This is a genomic window from Pseudomonas sp. NMS19W, assembly GCF_051554255.1.
Taxonomy (GTDB): domain Bacteria; phylum Pseudomonadota; class Gammaproteobacteria; order Pseudomonadales; family Pseudomonadaceae; genus Aquipseudomonas; species Aquipseudomonas kribbensis.
In genome coordinates this window covers 332,154-346,983 of sequence record NZ_CP136718.1, presented here as the reverse complement: position 1 = coordinate 346,983, position 14,830 = coordinate 332,154, and the positions used below count along the sequence as shown (strand labels likewise).

The following is a 14,830-nucleotide window of genomic DNA, read 5'->3' as shown; positions in this document are numbered from 1 at the left end:
CGTACTCGGCGCTTTTAACTCGCAGCTTGTAGCTTGTAACTTGAAGGCCATAAAAAAACCCAGCGCTTGGCTGGGTTTTTTATGGCCGGCTGCTCTTAACCGTTGAACACGTCATCCACGCTTTTCAGCGGGTAGTTCTTCGGATACGGCAGGGTCGCTACGCCGGTCTCGATCGCAGCCTTGGCCACGGCGTCGGAGATCACGGTGATCAGGCGCTTGTCCATTGGCTTCGGAATGATGTACTCACGACCGAATTCCAGGGAGATACCGCCGTAGGCGTCGCAGACTTCCTGAGGAACCGGCAGCTTGGCCAGTTCGCGCAGGGCGTTGGCGGCAGCGATCTTCATTTCTTCGTTGATGCGCTTGGCGCGAACGTCCAGGGCACCGCGGAAGATGAACGGGAAGCCCAGCACGTTGTTGACCTGGTTCGGGTAGTCCGAACGGCCGGTGGCCATGATCACGTCGTTGCGGGTGGCGTGAGCCAGTTCCGGGGAGATTTCCGGATCCGGGTTGGAGCAGGCGAAGACGATCGGGTTGGCCGCCATGCGCTTGAGTTGCTCGGCGCTCAGCAGGTTCGGGCCCGACAGGCCGACGAATACGTCAGCACCTTCGATGGCGTCGTCCAGGGTGCGCTTCTCGGTCGCGTGGGCGAACACAGCCTTGTACTGGTTCAGGTCGTCACGGCCAGCGTGGATCACGCCGGTACGGTCGATCATGAAGATGTTCTCGACCTTGGCGCCCATGCTCACCAGCAGTTTCATGCAGGAGATGGCGGCAGCGCCGGCGCCCAGGCAGACGATCTTGGCTTCGCCGAGGGTTTTGCCAGCGATTTCCAGAGCGTTGATCATGCCCGCAGCGGTCACGATCGCGGTGCCGTGCTGGTCATCGTGGAATACCGGAATGTCGCACTGTTCGATCAGAGCGCGTTCGATCTCAAAGCACTCAGGCGCCTTGATGTCTTCCAGGTTGATGCCACCGAAGGTGATGGAAATGCGTTTTACGGTGTCGATGAAGGCTTGCGGGCTTTCGGAGTCGACTTCGATGTCGAAGACGTCGATGCCGGCGAAGCGCTTGAACAGCACGCCTTTACCTTCCATCACTGGCTTGGAAGCCAGTGGGCCGAGGTTACCCAGGCCCAGAATCGCGGTGCCATCGGAAATGACTGCAACCAGGTTGCCCTTGCCGGTGTACTTGTAGGCCAGTTCAGGATCGCGGGCGATCTCGCGCACTGGTTCAGCTACGCCGGGGCTGTAGGCCAGCGACAGGTCGCGGGCGGTAGCAGTGGCCTTGGTGAGCTCGACACTCAGCTTTCCTGGACGAGGATTGGCGTGATATTCGAGAGCGGCAGTTTTCAGATCAGACATTTTGGCATTCCGCTTTTTACTGTTGGACAGACTGGTCAGCGAGGATACGCGCCTCGCAAAGTCCCCACAAGACTGCCCGGTCACCCGTGTCAAGCGCCCTGCCCTACGACTTTGGGCCAAGAGCCACGGCGCACAAGGGCTAGACTGTTCACAATCGGCTGAAAAAATGTCTACAACTTTTTCTTCAGCGGGACGATTGCAACATTGAAGGGTCGGTCAGCGGCAACAGCCAGCGAGCCTGACCGGGTTTCAATCCGCCCCGTCGTGAGCGGTCGACCACCCAGCCCCGAGCCTCGATCTGCCTGCCCTTCAGCGCTTGCAGGGCGTTGCCATCAAAACGCTCCAGCAGATTGGGTGCAACGCGCAGTACAAGCTTGTCCTGCAACTCGATCCAGATTCCGCCACGATTGCGCTGAACCTTGCTCACACGCCCGCTGACGATGGCGAAACCCGGGCGTTCGATCTGCTCCGCTTTCAGTACAGGCGAGCGCTTCCACAAGCCAAGCCCGGCCTGCCGCGCGCTGCGCTCGGCGGCTTGCTGACAATCGACAAGATCGACATTCGGTGCCACCGCGACCTGGAATCCAAGGCCATCGGCGAGCATTTGCGCTTCGAGACTGGCGCCGCTGACGCTGTAGAGGTGGGCAAGCGTACGCCCGTAATGGTCTTTTGCTTGCGCGCCGAGGCGCAAACCAACCCGTCCGCCACTGTCTGCCACCAAGGCTTCCAGGCGTTTGCGCGCGGCCACGGCAAACGGTTCGTCGCTGCGCCCCTGCTTGCCCAGCTCAGGCGTGTTGAGGCCGATCAGGCGTACGCTGCGGCCGTCACTCAGGCGCACCGTGTCGCCATCGACAACTCGCTGAACCACCACGCTCGATAGCCCCGAGGGCATCGGGCAGAAGGCCTGGGCGCCGGACAGCCAAATCGCGGACACAAAAAAGGCGCCCACAAGGGACGCCTTTTTCATCAGTCTGGAGAAGCCGATATGACTTTCCAAAATGATCAGCCTCAGGCTTTTTTGCCGACGCCGAAAGTAGCGAAACGGTCTGCGAACTTCTGCACACGGCCGCCGGTGTCCAGAGTCTTCTGCTTACCGGTGTAGAACGGGTGGCATTCGTTGCAAACGTCGATCGCCAGGGCTTTGCCGAAGGTCGAACGGGTTTCGAACTTGTTGCCGCAGCTGCAAGTTACTGCAACTTCTGGGTAATTCGGATGGATATCGGCTTTCATGGTGTTTTCCTCAGCTGGCGTGCCGCCATCCAACACGATTGTTGAATACCGCACGTAATTAGGCCGCGGATTCTACCAGACAATGCCAATCACGCAAGCTGTCGCTGAGACCGACCGTCTGCTAGGCTCCGGCCCTTCTTTACCCACACGCCCATTGAGATCCCCCCGCGTGCCCGACGCCATTCTGCGCCTCGCCCTGCCTTCGCCCCTGCGCCGCCTGTTCGACTATCGGGCCCCGGCCGGTGTGCTGCGCTCGCAGTTGCAACCGGGCATGCGCCTGCGGGTGCCGTTCGGTCGGCGGGAGATGATCGGGATTCTGGTGGAAGTCACTGACACCAGTGAAGTGCCGGTAGAGAAACTCAAACCGGCGCTGGCCCTGCTCGACGCCACGGCGCCGCTGCCGACGGCATTGTTCAAGCTGTGCCTGTGGACCGCCCAGTATTACCAGCACAGCCTCGGCGACACCCTGAGCTGGGCACTGCCGGTGCTGCTGCGTCAGGGCGAACTTGCCGAAGCCCGCCAGGAACGCTTCTGGTCCGCCGCCCCCGGCGCCAGCCTCGATGACCCGCGCATCGCCCGCGCCCCGCGCCAGCGAGAAGCCCTGGCAACGCTGGCCCAGCACCCTCATGGCGTCGCCCATCAGTTGCTGAGCAAACTGATGCTGAGCAAGGACAGCCTCGATCTGCTGCTGGCCAAGGATCTGGTGCAGGTCGAAGTGCGCCGCCATGCCCCCGGCGCGCGCCACGAACACTGGTTGGCCCAGCCCGAGCTGCCGCTCAACAGCGAGCAACGCGCCGCGTACGAGGCGATTCGCGCCGGATTCGACAGTTATCACGCGTTCCTGCTGGCCGGGGTCACCGGCAGCGGCAAGACCGAAGTCTATTTGCAGTTGATCCGCGAAACCCTCGAGGCCGGCAAGCAGGCACTGGTGCTGATCCCGGAGATCAACCTCGGCCCGCAGACCCTGGCCCGTTTCGAACAACGTTTCAATGCGCGCATCGCCCTGCTGCACTCGGCGGTCAATGACCGCGATCGCCTCGATGCCTGGCTCGCTGCCCGGGACGGCGAAGCCGACATTATTATCGGCACCCGCTCGGCGCTGTTCACCCCGATGAAAAATCCGGGGCTGATCATCATCGACGAAGAACACGACGGCTCCTATAAACAGCAGGAAGGCCTGCGCTACCACGCGCGGGATCTGGCGCTGGTGCGCGCGCGGCAGGAAAACATTCCGATCGTGCTCGGCTCCGCGACGCCATCGCTGGAAAGCCTGCACAACGCCTACACCGGACGGTACGGACTCCTGCGCCTGAACGAACGGGCCGGCGGCGCCAAACAGCCACGCTTCCTGCGTCTGGATGTGAAAAGTCGCCCACTGGACAGCGGCATTTCCGGGCCGATGCAGCAAGCCATCGGCCAGACCCTCGCCGCCGGCCAGCAGGTGCTGGTGTTCCTCAACCGCCGGGGGTTTGCCCCGACCCTGCTGTGCCACGATTGCGGCTGGATGTCTGAGTGCCAGCGCTGCGATGCGCGGATGACCGTGCACCAGCGCTACGGCGAGCTGCGCTGCCACCACTGTGGTTACGTCGAGCGCGTGCCGCGCCAGTGCCCGAAGTGCAACAAGGTCGATCTGCGGCCGGTGGGCGCTGGCACCGAGCGGGCCGAGGAACGGCTGGCGATTCTGTTCCCGGACTATCCGGTACTGCGCGTTGATCGCGACAGCACGTCGCGCAAAGATGCGATGAACCAGTTGTTCGCCACCATTCAGAAAGGCCAGCCGTGCATCCTGGTCGGCACTCAGATGCTGGCCAAGGGTCACCACTTCCCCCGCGTCACTCTGGTGTCGATCCTCGATGCCGACGGCGGACTCTTCTCCGGCGACTTCCGCGCCAGCGAGCGCATGGCGCAGCTGATCGTGCAGGTTGCCGGGCGCGCCGGGCGGGCGGAAGAGCCGGGCAAGGTGATCATCCAGACCCATCTGGCCGACCATCCTTTATTGGTACAACTGACCGAACAGGGTTACTTCGCCTTCGCCGAACAGGCCCTGAGCGAACGCCGTGCCGCCGGCCTGCCGCCGTTCGCTCATCTGGCGCTGCTGCGCGCCGAAGCGCACAAACCGGGGCAGGCCGAGGGCTTTCTCGATGAAGCCTGCAGCGAGGCCGAGCGTTTACTGGCCGAACAGAACTTGAGCGGCATTGAACTGCTGGGGCCGGTGCCGGCACCGATGGAACGCCGGGCCGGACGCTTCCGCGCGCAACTGCTGCTGCAGGCCACGGCCCGGGCGCCGCTGCACCGGTTGCTGGCGAGCTGGCTGCTGGTGCTGGAGCAGATGCCGAGCGGCCGGGCGGTGCGCTGGTCGCTGGATGTCGATCCGGTGGATCTGTACTGACCGGGCAAAACCGCTCGAATTGTCACCACACATCCGCATCCTGCCTGCTAAGGTTGGCAAGCCCGTCTTCGCAACGGATAATGCCCAGTTTTTCCACCCGCGCATCGATGCGCCGCCGCGCTTGCGGTCGAAAGAGAAGACCATGAAAGACACCATTCGCCAGCTGATCCAACAAGCCCTCACCCAACTCGTCAACGAAGGTGTGTTGCCTGAAGGCCTGACGCCGGCGATCCAGGTGGAAAACGCCCGGGACAAGACCCACGGCGATTTCGCCAGCAACATCGCCATGATGCTGGCCAAGCCTGCGGGCATGAAGCCGCGTGACCTGGCGGAAAAAATCATCGCCGCCCTGCCGGCTGACGAGAACGTCACCAAAGCCGAAATCGCCGGCCCAGGCTTCATCAACTTCTTCCAGAACACCCAGGCGCTGGCCTCGCGCCTCGACGCCGCCCTGGCCGACGCTCACGTTGGCGTGCGCAAGGCCGGCCCGGCGCAACGCACCGTGGTCGACCTGTCGGCACCGAACCTGGCCAAAGAGATGCACGTCGGCCACTTGCGCTCGACCATCATCGGCGACGGCGTGGCCCGTGTGCTGGAGTTCCTCGGCGATACCGTGATCCGTCAGAACCACGTCGGCGACTGGGGCACCCAGTTCGGCATGCTGATGGCGTATCTGCAGGAAAACCCGATCACCAGCGACGAACTGTCGGACCTGGAAAACTTCTACCGCGCCGCCAAGCAGCGCTTCGACGAGTCCCCGGAATTCGCCGACCGCGCCCGTGGCCTGGTGGTCAAGCTGCAGGCCGGCGATGCCGAATGCCTGGCGCTGTGGACCAAGTTCAAGGACATCTCGCTGTCGCACTGCCAGAAGATCTACGAACTGCTCAACGTCAAACTGACCATGGCCGACGTGATGGGCGAAAGCGCCTATAACGACGACCTGATCAACGTGGTCAACGACCTGAAAGCCGCCGGCATGCTGGTCGAAAGCAACGGCGCCCAGTGCGTGTTCCTCGACGAATTCAAGAACGCCGAAGGCGAGCCGCTCCCGGTGATCATCGTCAAGGCTGACGGCGGCTATCTGTACGCCACCACCGACCTGGCCGCCGTGCGCTACCGCAGCGGCAAACTGAAGGCCGACCGTGCGCTGTACTTCGTCGACCAGCGTCAGGCCCTGCACTTCCAGCAAGTGTTCGCCGTGGCGCGCAAGGCCGGCTTCGTGACCCATCCGATGGAAATGGAGCACATGGGCTTCGGCACCATGAACGGCGCCGACGGCCGTCCGTTCAAGACCCGTGACGGCGGCACCGTGAAGCTGATCGATCTGCTGACCGAAGCGCAAGAACGTGCCTACAGCCTGGTGAAGGAAAAGAACCCTGAGCTTGCTGAAGACGAACTGCGCGCCATCGCCAAAGTCGTGGGCATCGGTGCGGTGAAATACGCCGACCTGTCGAAGCACCGCACCAGCGACTACAGCTTCAACTTCGACCTGATGCTCAACTTCGAAGGCAACACCGCGCCATACCTGCTGTACGCCTACACACGTGTGGCCGGCGTATTCCGCAAACTGGGCAAGGATTTCAGCGAAGTCGACGGCCAGATCGTCCTCGAAGCGGCGCACGAGCAGGAACTGGCGGCGAAACTGGCGCAGTTCGGTGAAGTGCTGAACAACGTCGCGGAAAAGGGCACGCCACACACCCTGTGCACTTACCTGTACGACGTGGCCGGCCTGTTCTCCAGCTTCTACGAGAACTGCCCGATCCTCGCGGCCGAGACCCCGGCACAAATGCAAAGCCGCCTGCGCCTTGCCGCGCTGACCGGCCGTACCCTCAAGCAAGGCCTGGAACTGCTCGGCCTGGAAACCCTGGAGCGCATGTAAGTTGGCTGCCAAGAAAAAACCTGCACCCAAGCGTGGCGCCAGCCGTTACCAAGCTCCAGCGAAGCAGCCGATTCCGGGCTGGCTGTGGATGGCCATCGGCCTGACGGTCGGTGCGTTCATCGTGTTCCTGATGAAACTGGAGCCGGGCAAAGGCAGCGACACGGTCAAGCGCGAGAAGGTCGAACAACAGCAACAACAGAAAGCCACCAAGATCGCCGAGGCCAACAAGACCCCGCCGAGCCCGACGCAACCGGTGAAGCCGAAGTACGACTTCTACACCCTGCTGCCGGAATCGGAAGTGATCGTGCCGCCTGACGCCGTGCCGGAGAAAACCCTGCCGACGCCACAGGTGCCGGCGATCCCGACCACGCCAGTGACCCCGGCGGAAGCGGCGAAGATCGACACCGCACGGGCCCAGGCTGCTCTGGCCGGGATCACCCCGCCGCCAGCGCCACCGGTGACCAAGGCTGCACCGGTGACCAAGTTCTTCCTCCAGGCCGGCTCGTTCCGCAAGCAGACAGATGCCGACAAGGTCCGCGCGCAGATCATTCTGCTCGGCCAGGCGGTCGCAGTTGAATCCGGGACGGTGAAGGATGAAACCTGGTACCGCGTACTGGTCGGCCCGTTCAGCAACCGCGAACAGCTGACCACCGCCCAGAAGCAACTGGCGGGCGCCGGCTTCAGCAACCTGTTGTTACAACAACGCCAGAGCCGCTGATTCCCCTCGAATGATCCTTCCCCCGCTCTGCGTGGGGAGGATCAGCGCAACACCACCGCTCGTCCCCTCTCCCTCCCCGCAGTTGAAATCCTCTCCACCACCCCCATATGAATGGGCATAAGGCATTTTCGCCCCGCAGTGTGGAGACTCTTCCCTTGACCACCATCGTTTCAGTCCGCCGCCACGGCAAAGTCGTCATGGGCGGCGACGGCCAGGTTTCTCTCGGCAACACCGTGATGAAAGGCAACGCGAAGAAAGTTCGTCGCCTGTACCACGGCCAGGTCATCGCCGGTTTCGCCGGTGCCACCGCCGACGCCTTTACCCTGTTCGAACGTTTCGAAGGCCAGCTCGAGAAACATCAGGGCCACCTGATCCGCGCCGCTGTCGAACTCGCCAAAGAATGGCGCACCGACCGCTCCCTGAGCCGCCTCGAAGCGATGCTCGCGGTCGCCAACAAGGACGCCTCCCTGATCATCACCGGCAACGGTGACGTGGTCGAACCCGAAGACGGCCTGATCGCCATGGGTTCCGGTGGCGCCTATGCGCAAGCCGCCGCCAGCGCCCTGCTGAAGAAGACCGACCTGTCGGCCCGCGAAATCGTCGAGACCGCGCTCGGCATCGCCGGCGACATCTGTGTATTCACCAACCACACCCAGACCATTGAGGAGCAGGATCTCGCTGAATAAGCCTGACGCGGCCCTGTGCCACGGCTTGTTTCTGCTTGAGGACCGTCAATTATTATGTCCATGACTCCCCGCGAAATCGTCCACGAACTCAACCGCCATATCATCGGCCAGGACGATGCCAAGCGCGCCGTCGCGATTGCCCTGCGCAACCGCTGGCGCCGCATGCAGCTGCCTGAAGAGCTGCGCGTTGAAGTGACCCCGAAGAACATCCTGATGATCGGCCCGACCGGTGTCGGTAAAACCGAGATCGCCCGTCGCCTGGCCAAGCTGGCCAACGCGCCGTTCATCAAGGTCGAAGCAACCAAGTTCACCGAAGTCGGCTACGTCGGCCGTGACGTCGAATCGATCATCCGTGATCTGGCCGATGCCGCGATCAAGATGCTGCGCGAGCAGGAAATGACCCGCGTGCGTCACCGCGCCGAAGACGCCGCCGAGGATCGCATCCTCGACGCCCTGCTGCCGCCGGCACGCATGGGCTTCGGCAACGAAGACGCGCCGACCCAGGACTCCAACACTCGCCAGCTGTTCCGCAAGCGTCTGCGCGAAGGTCAGCTGGACGACAAGGAAATCGAGATCGAAGTCGCCGAAATGGCCGGCATCGAGATCGCCACGCCTCCGGGCATGGAAGAAATGACCAACCAGCTGCAGTCCCTGTTCGCCAACATGGGCAAGGGCAAGAAGAAGGCCCGCAAGCTGAAGGTCAAGGAAGCGCTGAAACTGGTGCGCGATGAAGAAGCCGGGCGCCTGGTCAACGAAGAAGAGTTGAAGGCCAAGGCCCTGGAAGCGGTCGAGCAGCACGGCATCGTGTTCATCGACGAAATCGACAAGGTCGCCAAGCGCGGCAATGTCGGCGGCGCCGATGTCTCCCGCGAAGGCGTGCAGCGTGACCTGCTGCCGCTGATCGAAGGCTGCACCGTCAACACCAAGCTGGGCATGGTCAAGACCGACCACATCCTGTTCATCGCCTCCGGTGCGTTCCACCTGAGCAAGCCGAGCGATCTGGTGCCGGAACTGCAAGGCCGCCTGCCGATCCGCGTCGAACTCAAGGCCCTGAGCCCGGAAGACTTTGAGCGCATCCTCAGCGAACCGCACGCCTCGCTCACCGAGCAATACTGCGCGCTGCTGAAGACCGAAGGCCTGAACATCCAGTTCCAGCCTGAAGGCATCAAGCGTCTGGCGGAGATCGCCTGGCAGGTCAACGAGAAGACCGAGAACATCGGTGCCCGTCGCCTGCACACGCTGCTCGAGCGCCTGCTGGAAGAGGTGTCGTTCAGTGCCGGCGACCTGGCCAGCGCCCACGACGACAAGGCGATCCTGATCGACGCCGAGTACGTCAACAGCCACCTGGGTGAATTGGCGCAGAACGAAGACCTGTCCCGTTATATTCTGTAGAGCTGCAAGCTCAAGCTACGAGCGGCAAGCTGAGTTAAGCTTGCCGCTTGTAGCTTGCAGCTAAAGGCTTTTTCTATGCTTCCCACCGACATCAAACTGCACAAAGCCTCGAAAACCCTGTCGCTCAAATACGCGTCCGGCGAGGAATACACCCTGCCCGCCGAATTCCTGCGCGTGCGTTCCCCCTCCGCCGAGGTCCAGGGCCACGGCAAACCGATCCTGCAATTCGGCAAGCTCCACGTCGGCCTGACCAAGGTAGAACCGGCCGGTCAGTACGCACTGAAACTGACCTTCGACGACGGTCACGACAGCGGCCTGTTCACCTGGGATTACCTCTATGAACTGGGGCGACGTTATGACGCACTCTGGGCGGATTATCTGGCCGAGCTAAAAGCCGCCGGCAAAACCCGCGACCCGGACGAGTCCGTCGTCAAGCTGATGCTCTAGTCCGCGCCTCGGACTGTTTAGAGGGCATTTTCTAAATTCATCTGTTTGAATGCTCCGCTAAAGCGGCCCGGGATCGGCTGCTTGCGAAAAAAATTAAACTCGGGTAACCAATGGAGCTGGCAAGTTCCCTGCAGTGCTCTACGACTGTAAAGCAGCTATGCAGAATCAACGGTCACCCGAGCAGTAGTACCTGGCATTGGCTGTGGAACTGCACAGCAGAAACCGGGTACTCGTCTCAGGACAATGGAGCGTCGTAGATGAGTAACAAGAATAACGATGATTTGAAGTACCAAGCCTCGGAAAACACCCTGGGGCTGAATCCTGTCGTTGGGCTTCGCGGAAAGGATCTGCTGGCCTCTGCTCGAATGGTGCTGACCCAGGCCATCAAACAACCGATCCATAGCGTCAAACACGTCACTCATTTCGGCATCGAACTGAAGAACGTGCTGTTCGGCAAATCAGAACTGCAACCGGCAAGCGATGACCGTCGCTTTGTCGACCCGGCGTGGAGTCAGAACCCGCTGTACAAACGTTACCTGCAAACCTACCTGGCGTGGCGCAAGGAACTCCATGCCTGGATCGACGACAGCAGCCTCTCGCCCAAGGACATCGCGCGCGGCCACTTCGTGATCAACCTGATGACCGAAGCCATGGCGCCGACCAACACCGCAGCCAATCCGGCGGCGGTCAAACGCTTCTTCGAAACCGGCGGCAAGAGCCTGCTCGACGGCCTCTCGCATCTGGCCAAGGATCTGGTGCACAACGGCGGCATGCCGAGCCAGGTCAACATGGGCGCCTTCGAGGTCGGCAAGACCCTGGGCGTGAGCGAAGGCGCGGTGGTGTTTCGCAACGACGTGCTGGAGCTGATCCAGTACAAACCGATCACCGAGCAAATCCACGAGCGTCCGCTGCTGGTGGTGCCGCCGCAAATCAACAAGTTCTACGTATTCGACCTGAGCCCGGACAAGAGCCTGGCGCGCTTCTGCCTGCGCAACAATGTGCAGACCTTTATCGTCAGCTGGCGCAACCCGACCAAGGAACAGCGCGAGTGGGGCCTCTCGACCTACATCGAAGCCCTGAAGGAAGCGGTCGACGTGGTCACCGCGATCACCGGCAGCAAGGACGTCAACATGCTGGGCGCCTGCTCCGGCGGCATCACCTGCACCGCCCTGCTCGGCCACTACGCCGCCACCGGGGAAAACAAGGTCAATGCCCTGACTCTGCTGGTCAGCGTGCTCGACACCACCCTGAACAGTGACGTCGCCCTGTTCGTCGACGAGCAGACCCTGGAGATGGCCAAGCGTCATTCGTATCAGGCCGGCGTGCTCGAAGGCAAAGACATGGCCAAGGTCTTCGCCTGGATGCGCCCCAACGATCTGATCTGGAACTACTGGGTCAACAACTACCTGCTGGGCAACGAGCCGCCGGTGTTCGACATCCTGTTCTGGAACAACGACACCACCCGGTTGCCGGCGGCGTTCCACGGCGACCTGATCGAGATGTTCAAAAACAACCCACTGACCCGCCCCGATGCACTGGAAGTGTGCGGTACGCCGATCGACCTCAAGAAAGTCACGGCCGACATCTTCTCGCTGGCCGGCACCAACGACCACATCACCCCGTGGAAGTCCTGCTACAAGTCGGCGCAGCTGTTTGGCGGCAAGGTGGAGTTCGTGCTGTCCAGCAGCGGGCATATCCAGAGCATTCTGAACCCGCCGGGCAACCCGAAATCGCGCTACATGACCAGCGACGAAATGACCGCCAATGCCGATGACTGGCAGGAAAACTCGACCAAGCACGCCGACTCCTGGTGGCTGCACTGGCAGGCCTGGCAGGCGGCGCGTTCGGGCGAACTGAAAAAGGCCCCGACGAAGCTGGGCAACAAGGCATATCCGGCAGGGGAAGCCTCGCCGGGTACTTACGTTCACGAAAGATAGCCGCAAGCCTCAAGCTACAAGCTTCAAGCTGAGCAGGTTCAGCTTGAAGCTTGCAGCTCGTAGCTGCTCCCCGCTAACCCGAAGGGCCCTGAAGCATGCCGCAACCGTTCATCTTCCGTACCGTCGAGCTGGATGGCCAGACCCTCCGGACCGCCGTACGCCCCGGCAAGCCTCACTTGACGCCCTTGCTGATTTTCAACGGCATCGGCGCCAACCTGGAGCTGGTGTTCCTTTTGTCGCGGCGCTGGATCCGGACCTGGAAGTGATCGCCTTCGACGTGCCCGGTGTCGGTGGTTCTTCGACGCCGAGCCGGCCGTATCGCTTTCCGGGCCTGGCCAAACTCACGGCACGGATGCTCGATTACCTCGACTACGGCCAGGTCAATGTGATCGGCGTGTCCTGGGGTGGCGCGCTGGCGCAGCAGTTCGCCCATGACTATCCCGAGCGCTGCAAGAAGCTGGTACTGGCCGCCACGGCGGCGGGCGCGGTGATGGTGCCAGGCAAGCCGAAGGTGCTGTGGATGATGGCCAGCCCGCGCCGCTACATCCAGCCGTCCCATGTGATCCGCATCGCCCCGATGATCTACGGCGGCTCGTTCCGTCGCGACCCGACCCTCGCTGCCAGTCACGCGGCCAAGGTGCGTTCGGCGGGCAAGCTCGGCTACTACTGGCAACTGTTCGCGGGCCTTGGCTGGACCAGCATTCACTGGCTGCACAAGATCCATCAGCCGACCCTGGTGCTGGCCGGCGACGACGATCCGCTGATTCCGCTGATCAACATGCGCCTGCTCGCCTGGCGCATCCCCAACGCGCAATTGCACATCATCGATGACGGGCATCTGTTCCTCATCACCCGGGCCGAAGCCGTGGCGCCGATCATCATGAAATTTCTCCAGGAGGAACGTCTTCGCGCAGTGATGCACCCCCACCCGACACCGCTGGGCGGATAACCGGCCCGGTCCGGTTTTCTGGACAGCTCCTTGCAGAGCTTTTCCAACACGCGTGACAGGACGCCGCGCAGGCAACAAGCCGCAACAGCGTCTATGGTGTTCTGGTTCGGTGTGTTTGTTTTTGACCTGAAGACGAAGGAGTGTTGAGTCATGCGCGACAAACCAGCGACGGGCGTAGTGCCCAGTCCCGCCGTTTTCATCAATGCACAAAGTGCAATGACCGGCCTGCGAGGCCGCGACCTGATTTCGACGTTGCGCAGCGTAGCCGCCCATGGTCTGCGCAACCCCATTCACAGCGCGAAGCACGCGTTGAAACTCGGTGGCGCGCTCGGACGCGTGCTGCTCGGTGAAACCCTGCACCCGACCAACCCCAATGACAGCCGGTTCGCCGATCCGGCCTGGAGCCTCAACCCGTTTTACCGCCGGGGCCTGCAGGCCTATCTGAGCTGGCAGAAACAGGTGAAGAGCTGGATCGACGAAAGCAGTATGAGCGACGACGACCGCGCCCGTGCGCACTTCGCTTTTTCCCTGATCAACGATGCCGTGGCGCCCTCCAACACGCTGCTCAATCCACTGGCGATCAAGGAGCTGTTCAACTCCGGGGGCCACAGTCTGGTGCGCGGTTTGAGTCATCTTTTCGATGACCTGCTGCACAACGACGGCCTGCCGCGTCAGGTGACCAAACAGGCTTTCGAAGTCGGCAAGACTGTCGCCACCACCACCGGTTCGGTGGTGTTTCGCAACGAACTGCTCGAGCTGATCCAGTACAAGCCGATGAGCGAAAAGCAGTATTCGAAACCGCTGCTGGTGGTGCCGCCGCAAATCAACAAGTACTACATTTTCGACCTCAGCCCGAGCAACAGCTTCGTCCAGTACGCTCTGAAGAACAGCTTGCAGACCTTCATGATCAGTTGGCGCAATCCGGACGTGCGTCATCGCGAATGGGGCCTGTCGACCTACGTCGAGGCCGTGGAAGAAGCGATGAACATCTGCCGGGCGATCACCGGTGCCCGCGAGGTCAACCTGATGGGTGCCTGCGCCGGCGGGTTGACCATCGCCGCATTGCAGGGGCACTTGCAGGCCAAGCGGCAGTTGCGGCGGGTCTCCAGCGCGACCTATCTGGTGAGCCTGCTCGACAGTCAGATCGACTCCCCGGCAACGCTGTTCGCCGACGAACAGACCCTCGAGGCGGCCAAGCGGCGCTCCTATCAGAAAGGCGTGCTGGACGGTCGCGACATGGCCAGGGTGTTCGCCTGGATGCGCCCCAACGATCTGATCTGGAGCTACTTCGTCAACAATTACCTGCTGGGCAAGGAGCCGCCGGCGTTCGACATCCTCTACTGGAACAACGACAGCACCCGCCTGCCCGCCGCGTTTCACGGCGACCTGCTGGACTTCTTCAAGCACAACCCGCTGATTCATTCGGGCGGCCTGGAAGTCTGCGGCACGCCGATCGATCTGCAGAAAGTCACGGTCGACAGCTTCAGCGTGGCCGGCATGAACGACCACATCACGCCATGGGACGCGGTGTATCGCTCGACCCTGCTGCTGGGCGGCGAACGACGCTTCGTGCTGTCCAACAGTGGCCACGTCCAGAGCATTCTCAACCCGCCGAGCAACCCCAAGGCCAACTACGTCGAAAACGGCAAGATGAGCAGCGACCCGCGCGCCTGGTACTACGACGCGAAAAAAGTCGACGGCAGCTGGTGGCCGCAGTGGCTGGAATGGGTCCAGCAGCGCTCCGGCACCCTGCGCGAAACCCAGATGGCCCTTGGCAACGCGAACTATCCACCGATGGAGGCGGCGCCCGGCACTTACGTGCGCGTGCGCTGACCGGCC

The 14,830-nt window shown here is 62.2% G+C and carries 11 protein-coding genes and 1 pseudogene; 9 read left to right on the top strand and 3 right to left on the bottom strand.

Annotation, left to right across the window (positions count from 1 at the left end):
* Nucleotides 1–95: 95 nt before the first annotated feature.
* From R1A29_RS01515 to rpmE, 3 genes are all read right to left on the bottom strand, one after another.
* Nucleotides 96–1,364, bottom strand: coding sequence for a malic enzyme-like NAD(P)-binding protein (locus R1A29_RS01515; protein WP_085711053.1), 1,269 nt, complete (start codon nucleotides 1,362–1,364; stop codon nucleotides 96–98).
* 184 nt (nucleotides 1,365–1,548) lie between these two features.
* Entirely contained in the window at nucleotides 1,549–2,331 is a 783-nt protein-coding gene (locus tag R1A29_RS01510; protein WP_438300456.1) for a thermonuclease family protein, read from the bottom strand.
* Between the two features lie 41 nt (nucleotides 2,332–2,372).
* Complete coding sequence (rpmE, locus tag R1A29_RS01505; RefSeq protein ID WP_438300455.1) at nucleotides 2,373–2,594, bottom strand: 50S ribosomal protein L31; 222 nt, start codon at nucleotides 2,592–2,594, stop codon at nucleotides 2,373–2,375.
* 169 nt (nucleotides 2,595–2,763) lie between these two features.
* Between rpmE and R1A29_RS01500 the strand changes: the two genes are divergently transcribed.
* From R1A29_RS01500 to phaC (R1A29_RS01460), 9 genes and pseudogenes are all read left to right on the top strand, one after another.
* The gene (locus R1A29_RS01500; RefSeq protein WP_438300454.1) at nucleotides 2,764–4,983 is read left to right on the top strand and encodes a primosomal protein N'; all 2,220 of its coding nucleotides are present in this window, start codon (nucleotides 2,764–2,766) and stop codon (nucleotides 4,981–4,983) included.
* Nucleotides 4,984–5,125: 142 nt separating this feature from the next.
* Nucleotides 5,126–6,862, top strand: a complete 1,737-nt coding sequence (gene argS / locus R1A29_RS01495) for an arginine--tRNA ligase (RefSeq protein WP_408986362.1) — start codon at nucleotides 5,126–5,128, stop codon at nucleotides 6,860–6,862.
* Nucleotide 6,863: 1 nt separating this feature from the next.
* Nucleotides 6,864–7,580 carry an SPOR domain-containing protein gene (locus R1A29_RS01490; RefSeq protein ID WP_085711050.1) on the top strand — a complete coding sequence of 239 codons (717 nt, stop codon included), beginning with the start codon at nucleotides 6,864–6,866 and terminating at the stop codon, nucleotides 7,578–7,580.
* Nucleotides 7,581–7,735: 155 nt separating this feature from the next.
* A complete protein-coding gene (gene hslV, locus R1A29_RS01485) occupies nucleotides 7,736–8,266 on the top strand; it encodes an ATP-dependent protease subunit HslV (RefSeq protein ID WP_007968352.1) in 531 nt (176 codons plus the stop codon).
* 54 nt (nucleotides 8,267–8,320) lie between these two features.
* A complete protein-coding gene (gene hslU, locus R1A29_RS01480; RefSeq protein ID WP_085711049.1) occupies nucleotides 8,321–9,658 on the top strand; it encodes an ATP-dependent protease ATPase subunit HslU in 1,338 nt (445 codons plus the stop codon).
* A 75-nt stretch (nucleotides 9,659–9,733) separates the two neighbouring features.
* The gene (locus tag R1A29_RS01475; protein ID WP_438300453.1) at nucleotides 9,734–10,105 is read left to right on the top strand and encodes a gamma-butyrobetaine hydroxylase-like domain-containing protein; all 372 of its coding nucleotides are present in this window, start codon (nucleotides 9,734–9,736) and stop codon (nucleotides 10,103–10,105) included.
* 257 nt (nucleotides 10,106–10,362) lie between these two features.
* Complete coding sequence (phaC, locus tag R1A29_RS01470) at nucleotides 10,363–12,042, top strand: class II poly(R)-hydroxyalkanoic acid synthase (protein WP_438300452.1); 1,680 nt, start codon at nucleotides 10,363–10,365, stop codon at nucleotides 12,040–12,042.
* A 95-nt stretch (nucleotides 12,043–12,137) separates the two neighbouring features.
* Nucleotides 12,138–12,991 (top strand): annotated as a pseudogene (gene phaZ / locus R1A29_RS01465) (poly(3-hydroxyalkanoate) depolymerase).
* A gap of 150 nt (nucleotides 12,992–13,141) precedes the next feature.
* On the top strand, nucleotides 13,142–14,824 hold the full coding sequence (phaC, locus tag R1A29_RS01460) for a class II poly(R)-hydroxyalkanoic acid synthase (protein ID WP_248738600.1): 1,683 nt from the start codon (nucleotides 13,142–13,144) through the stop codon (nucleotides 14,822–14,824).
* The last annotated feature ends 6 nt before the right edge of the window (nucleotides 14,825–14,830 follow it).

Excerpts from the sequence above, each read along its gene's own strand:
- hslU (WP_085711049.1), top strand. The coding sequence starts at position 8,321 with ATGTCCATGACTCCCCGCGAAATCGTCCACGAACTCAACCGCCATATC.
- phaC (WP_248738600.1), top strand. The coding sequence starts at position 13,142 with ATGCGCGACAAACCAGCGACGGGCGTAGTGCCCAGTCCCGCCGTTTTC.
- phaC (WP_438300452.1), top strand. The coding sequence starts at position 10,363 with ATGAGTAACAAGAATAACGATGATTTGAAGTACCAAGCCTCGGAAAAC.
- R1A29_RS01475 (WP_438300453.1), top strand. The coding sequence starts at position 9,734 with ATGCTTCCCACCGACATCAAACTGCACAAAGCCTCGAAAACCCTGTCG.
- argS (WP_408986362.1), top strand. The coding sequence starts at position 5,126 with ATGAAAGACACCATTCGCCAGCTGATCCAACAAGCCCTCACCCAACTC.
- R1A29_RS01510 (WP_438300456.1), bottom strand. The coding sequence starts at position 2,331 with ATGAAAAAGGCGTCCCTTGTGGGCGCCTTTTTTGTGTCCGCGATTTGG.
- R1A29_RS01515 (WP_085711053.1), bottom strand. The coding sequence starts at position 1,364 with ATGTCTGATCTGAAAACTGCCGCTCTCGAATATCACGCCAATCCTCGT.
- rpmE (WP_438300455.1), bottom strand. The coding sequence starts at position 2,594 with ATGAAAGCCGATATCCATCCGAATTACCCAGAAGTTGCAGTAACTTGC.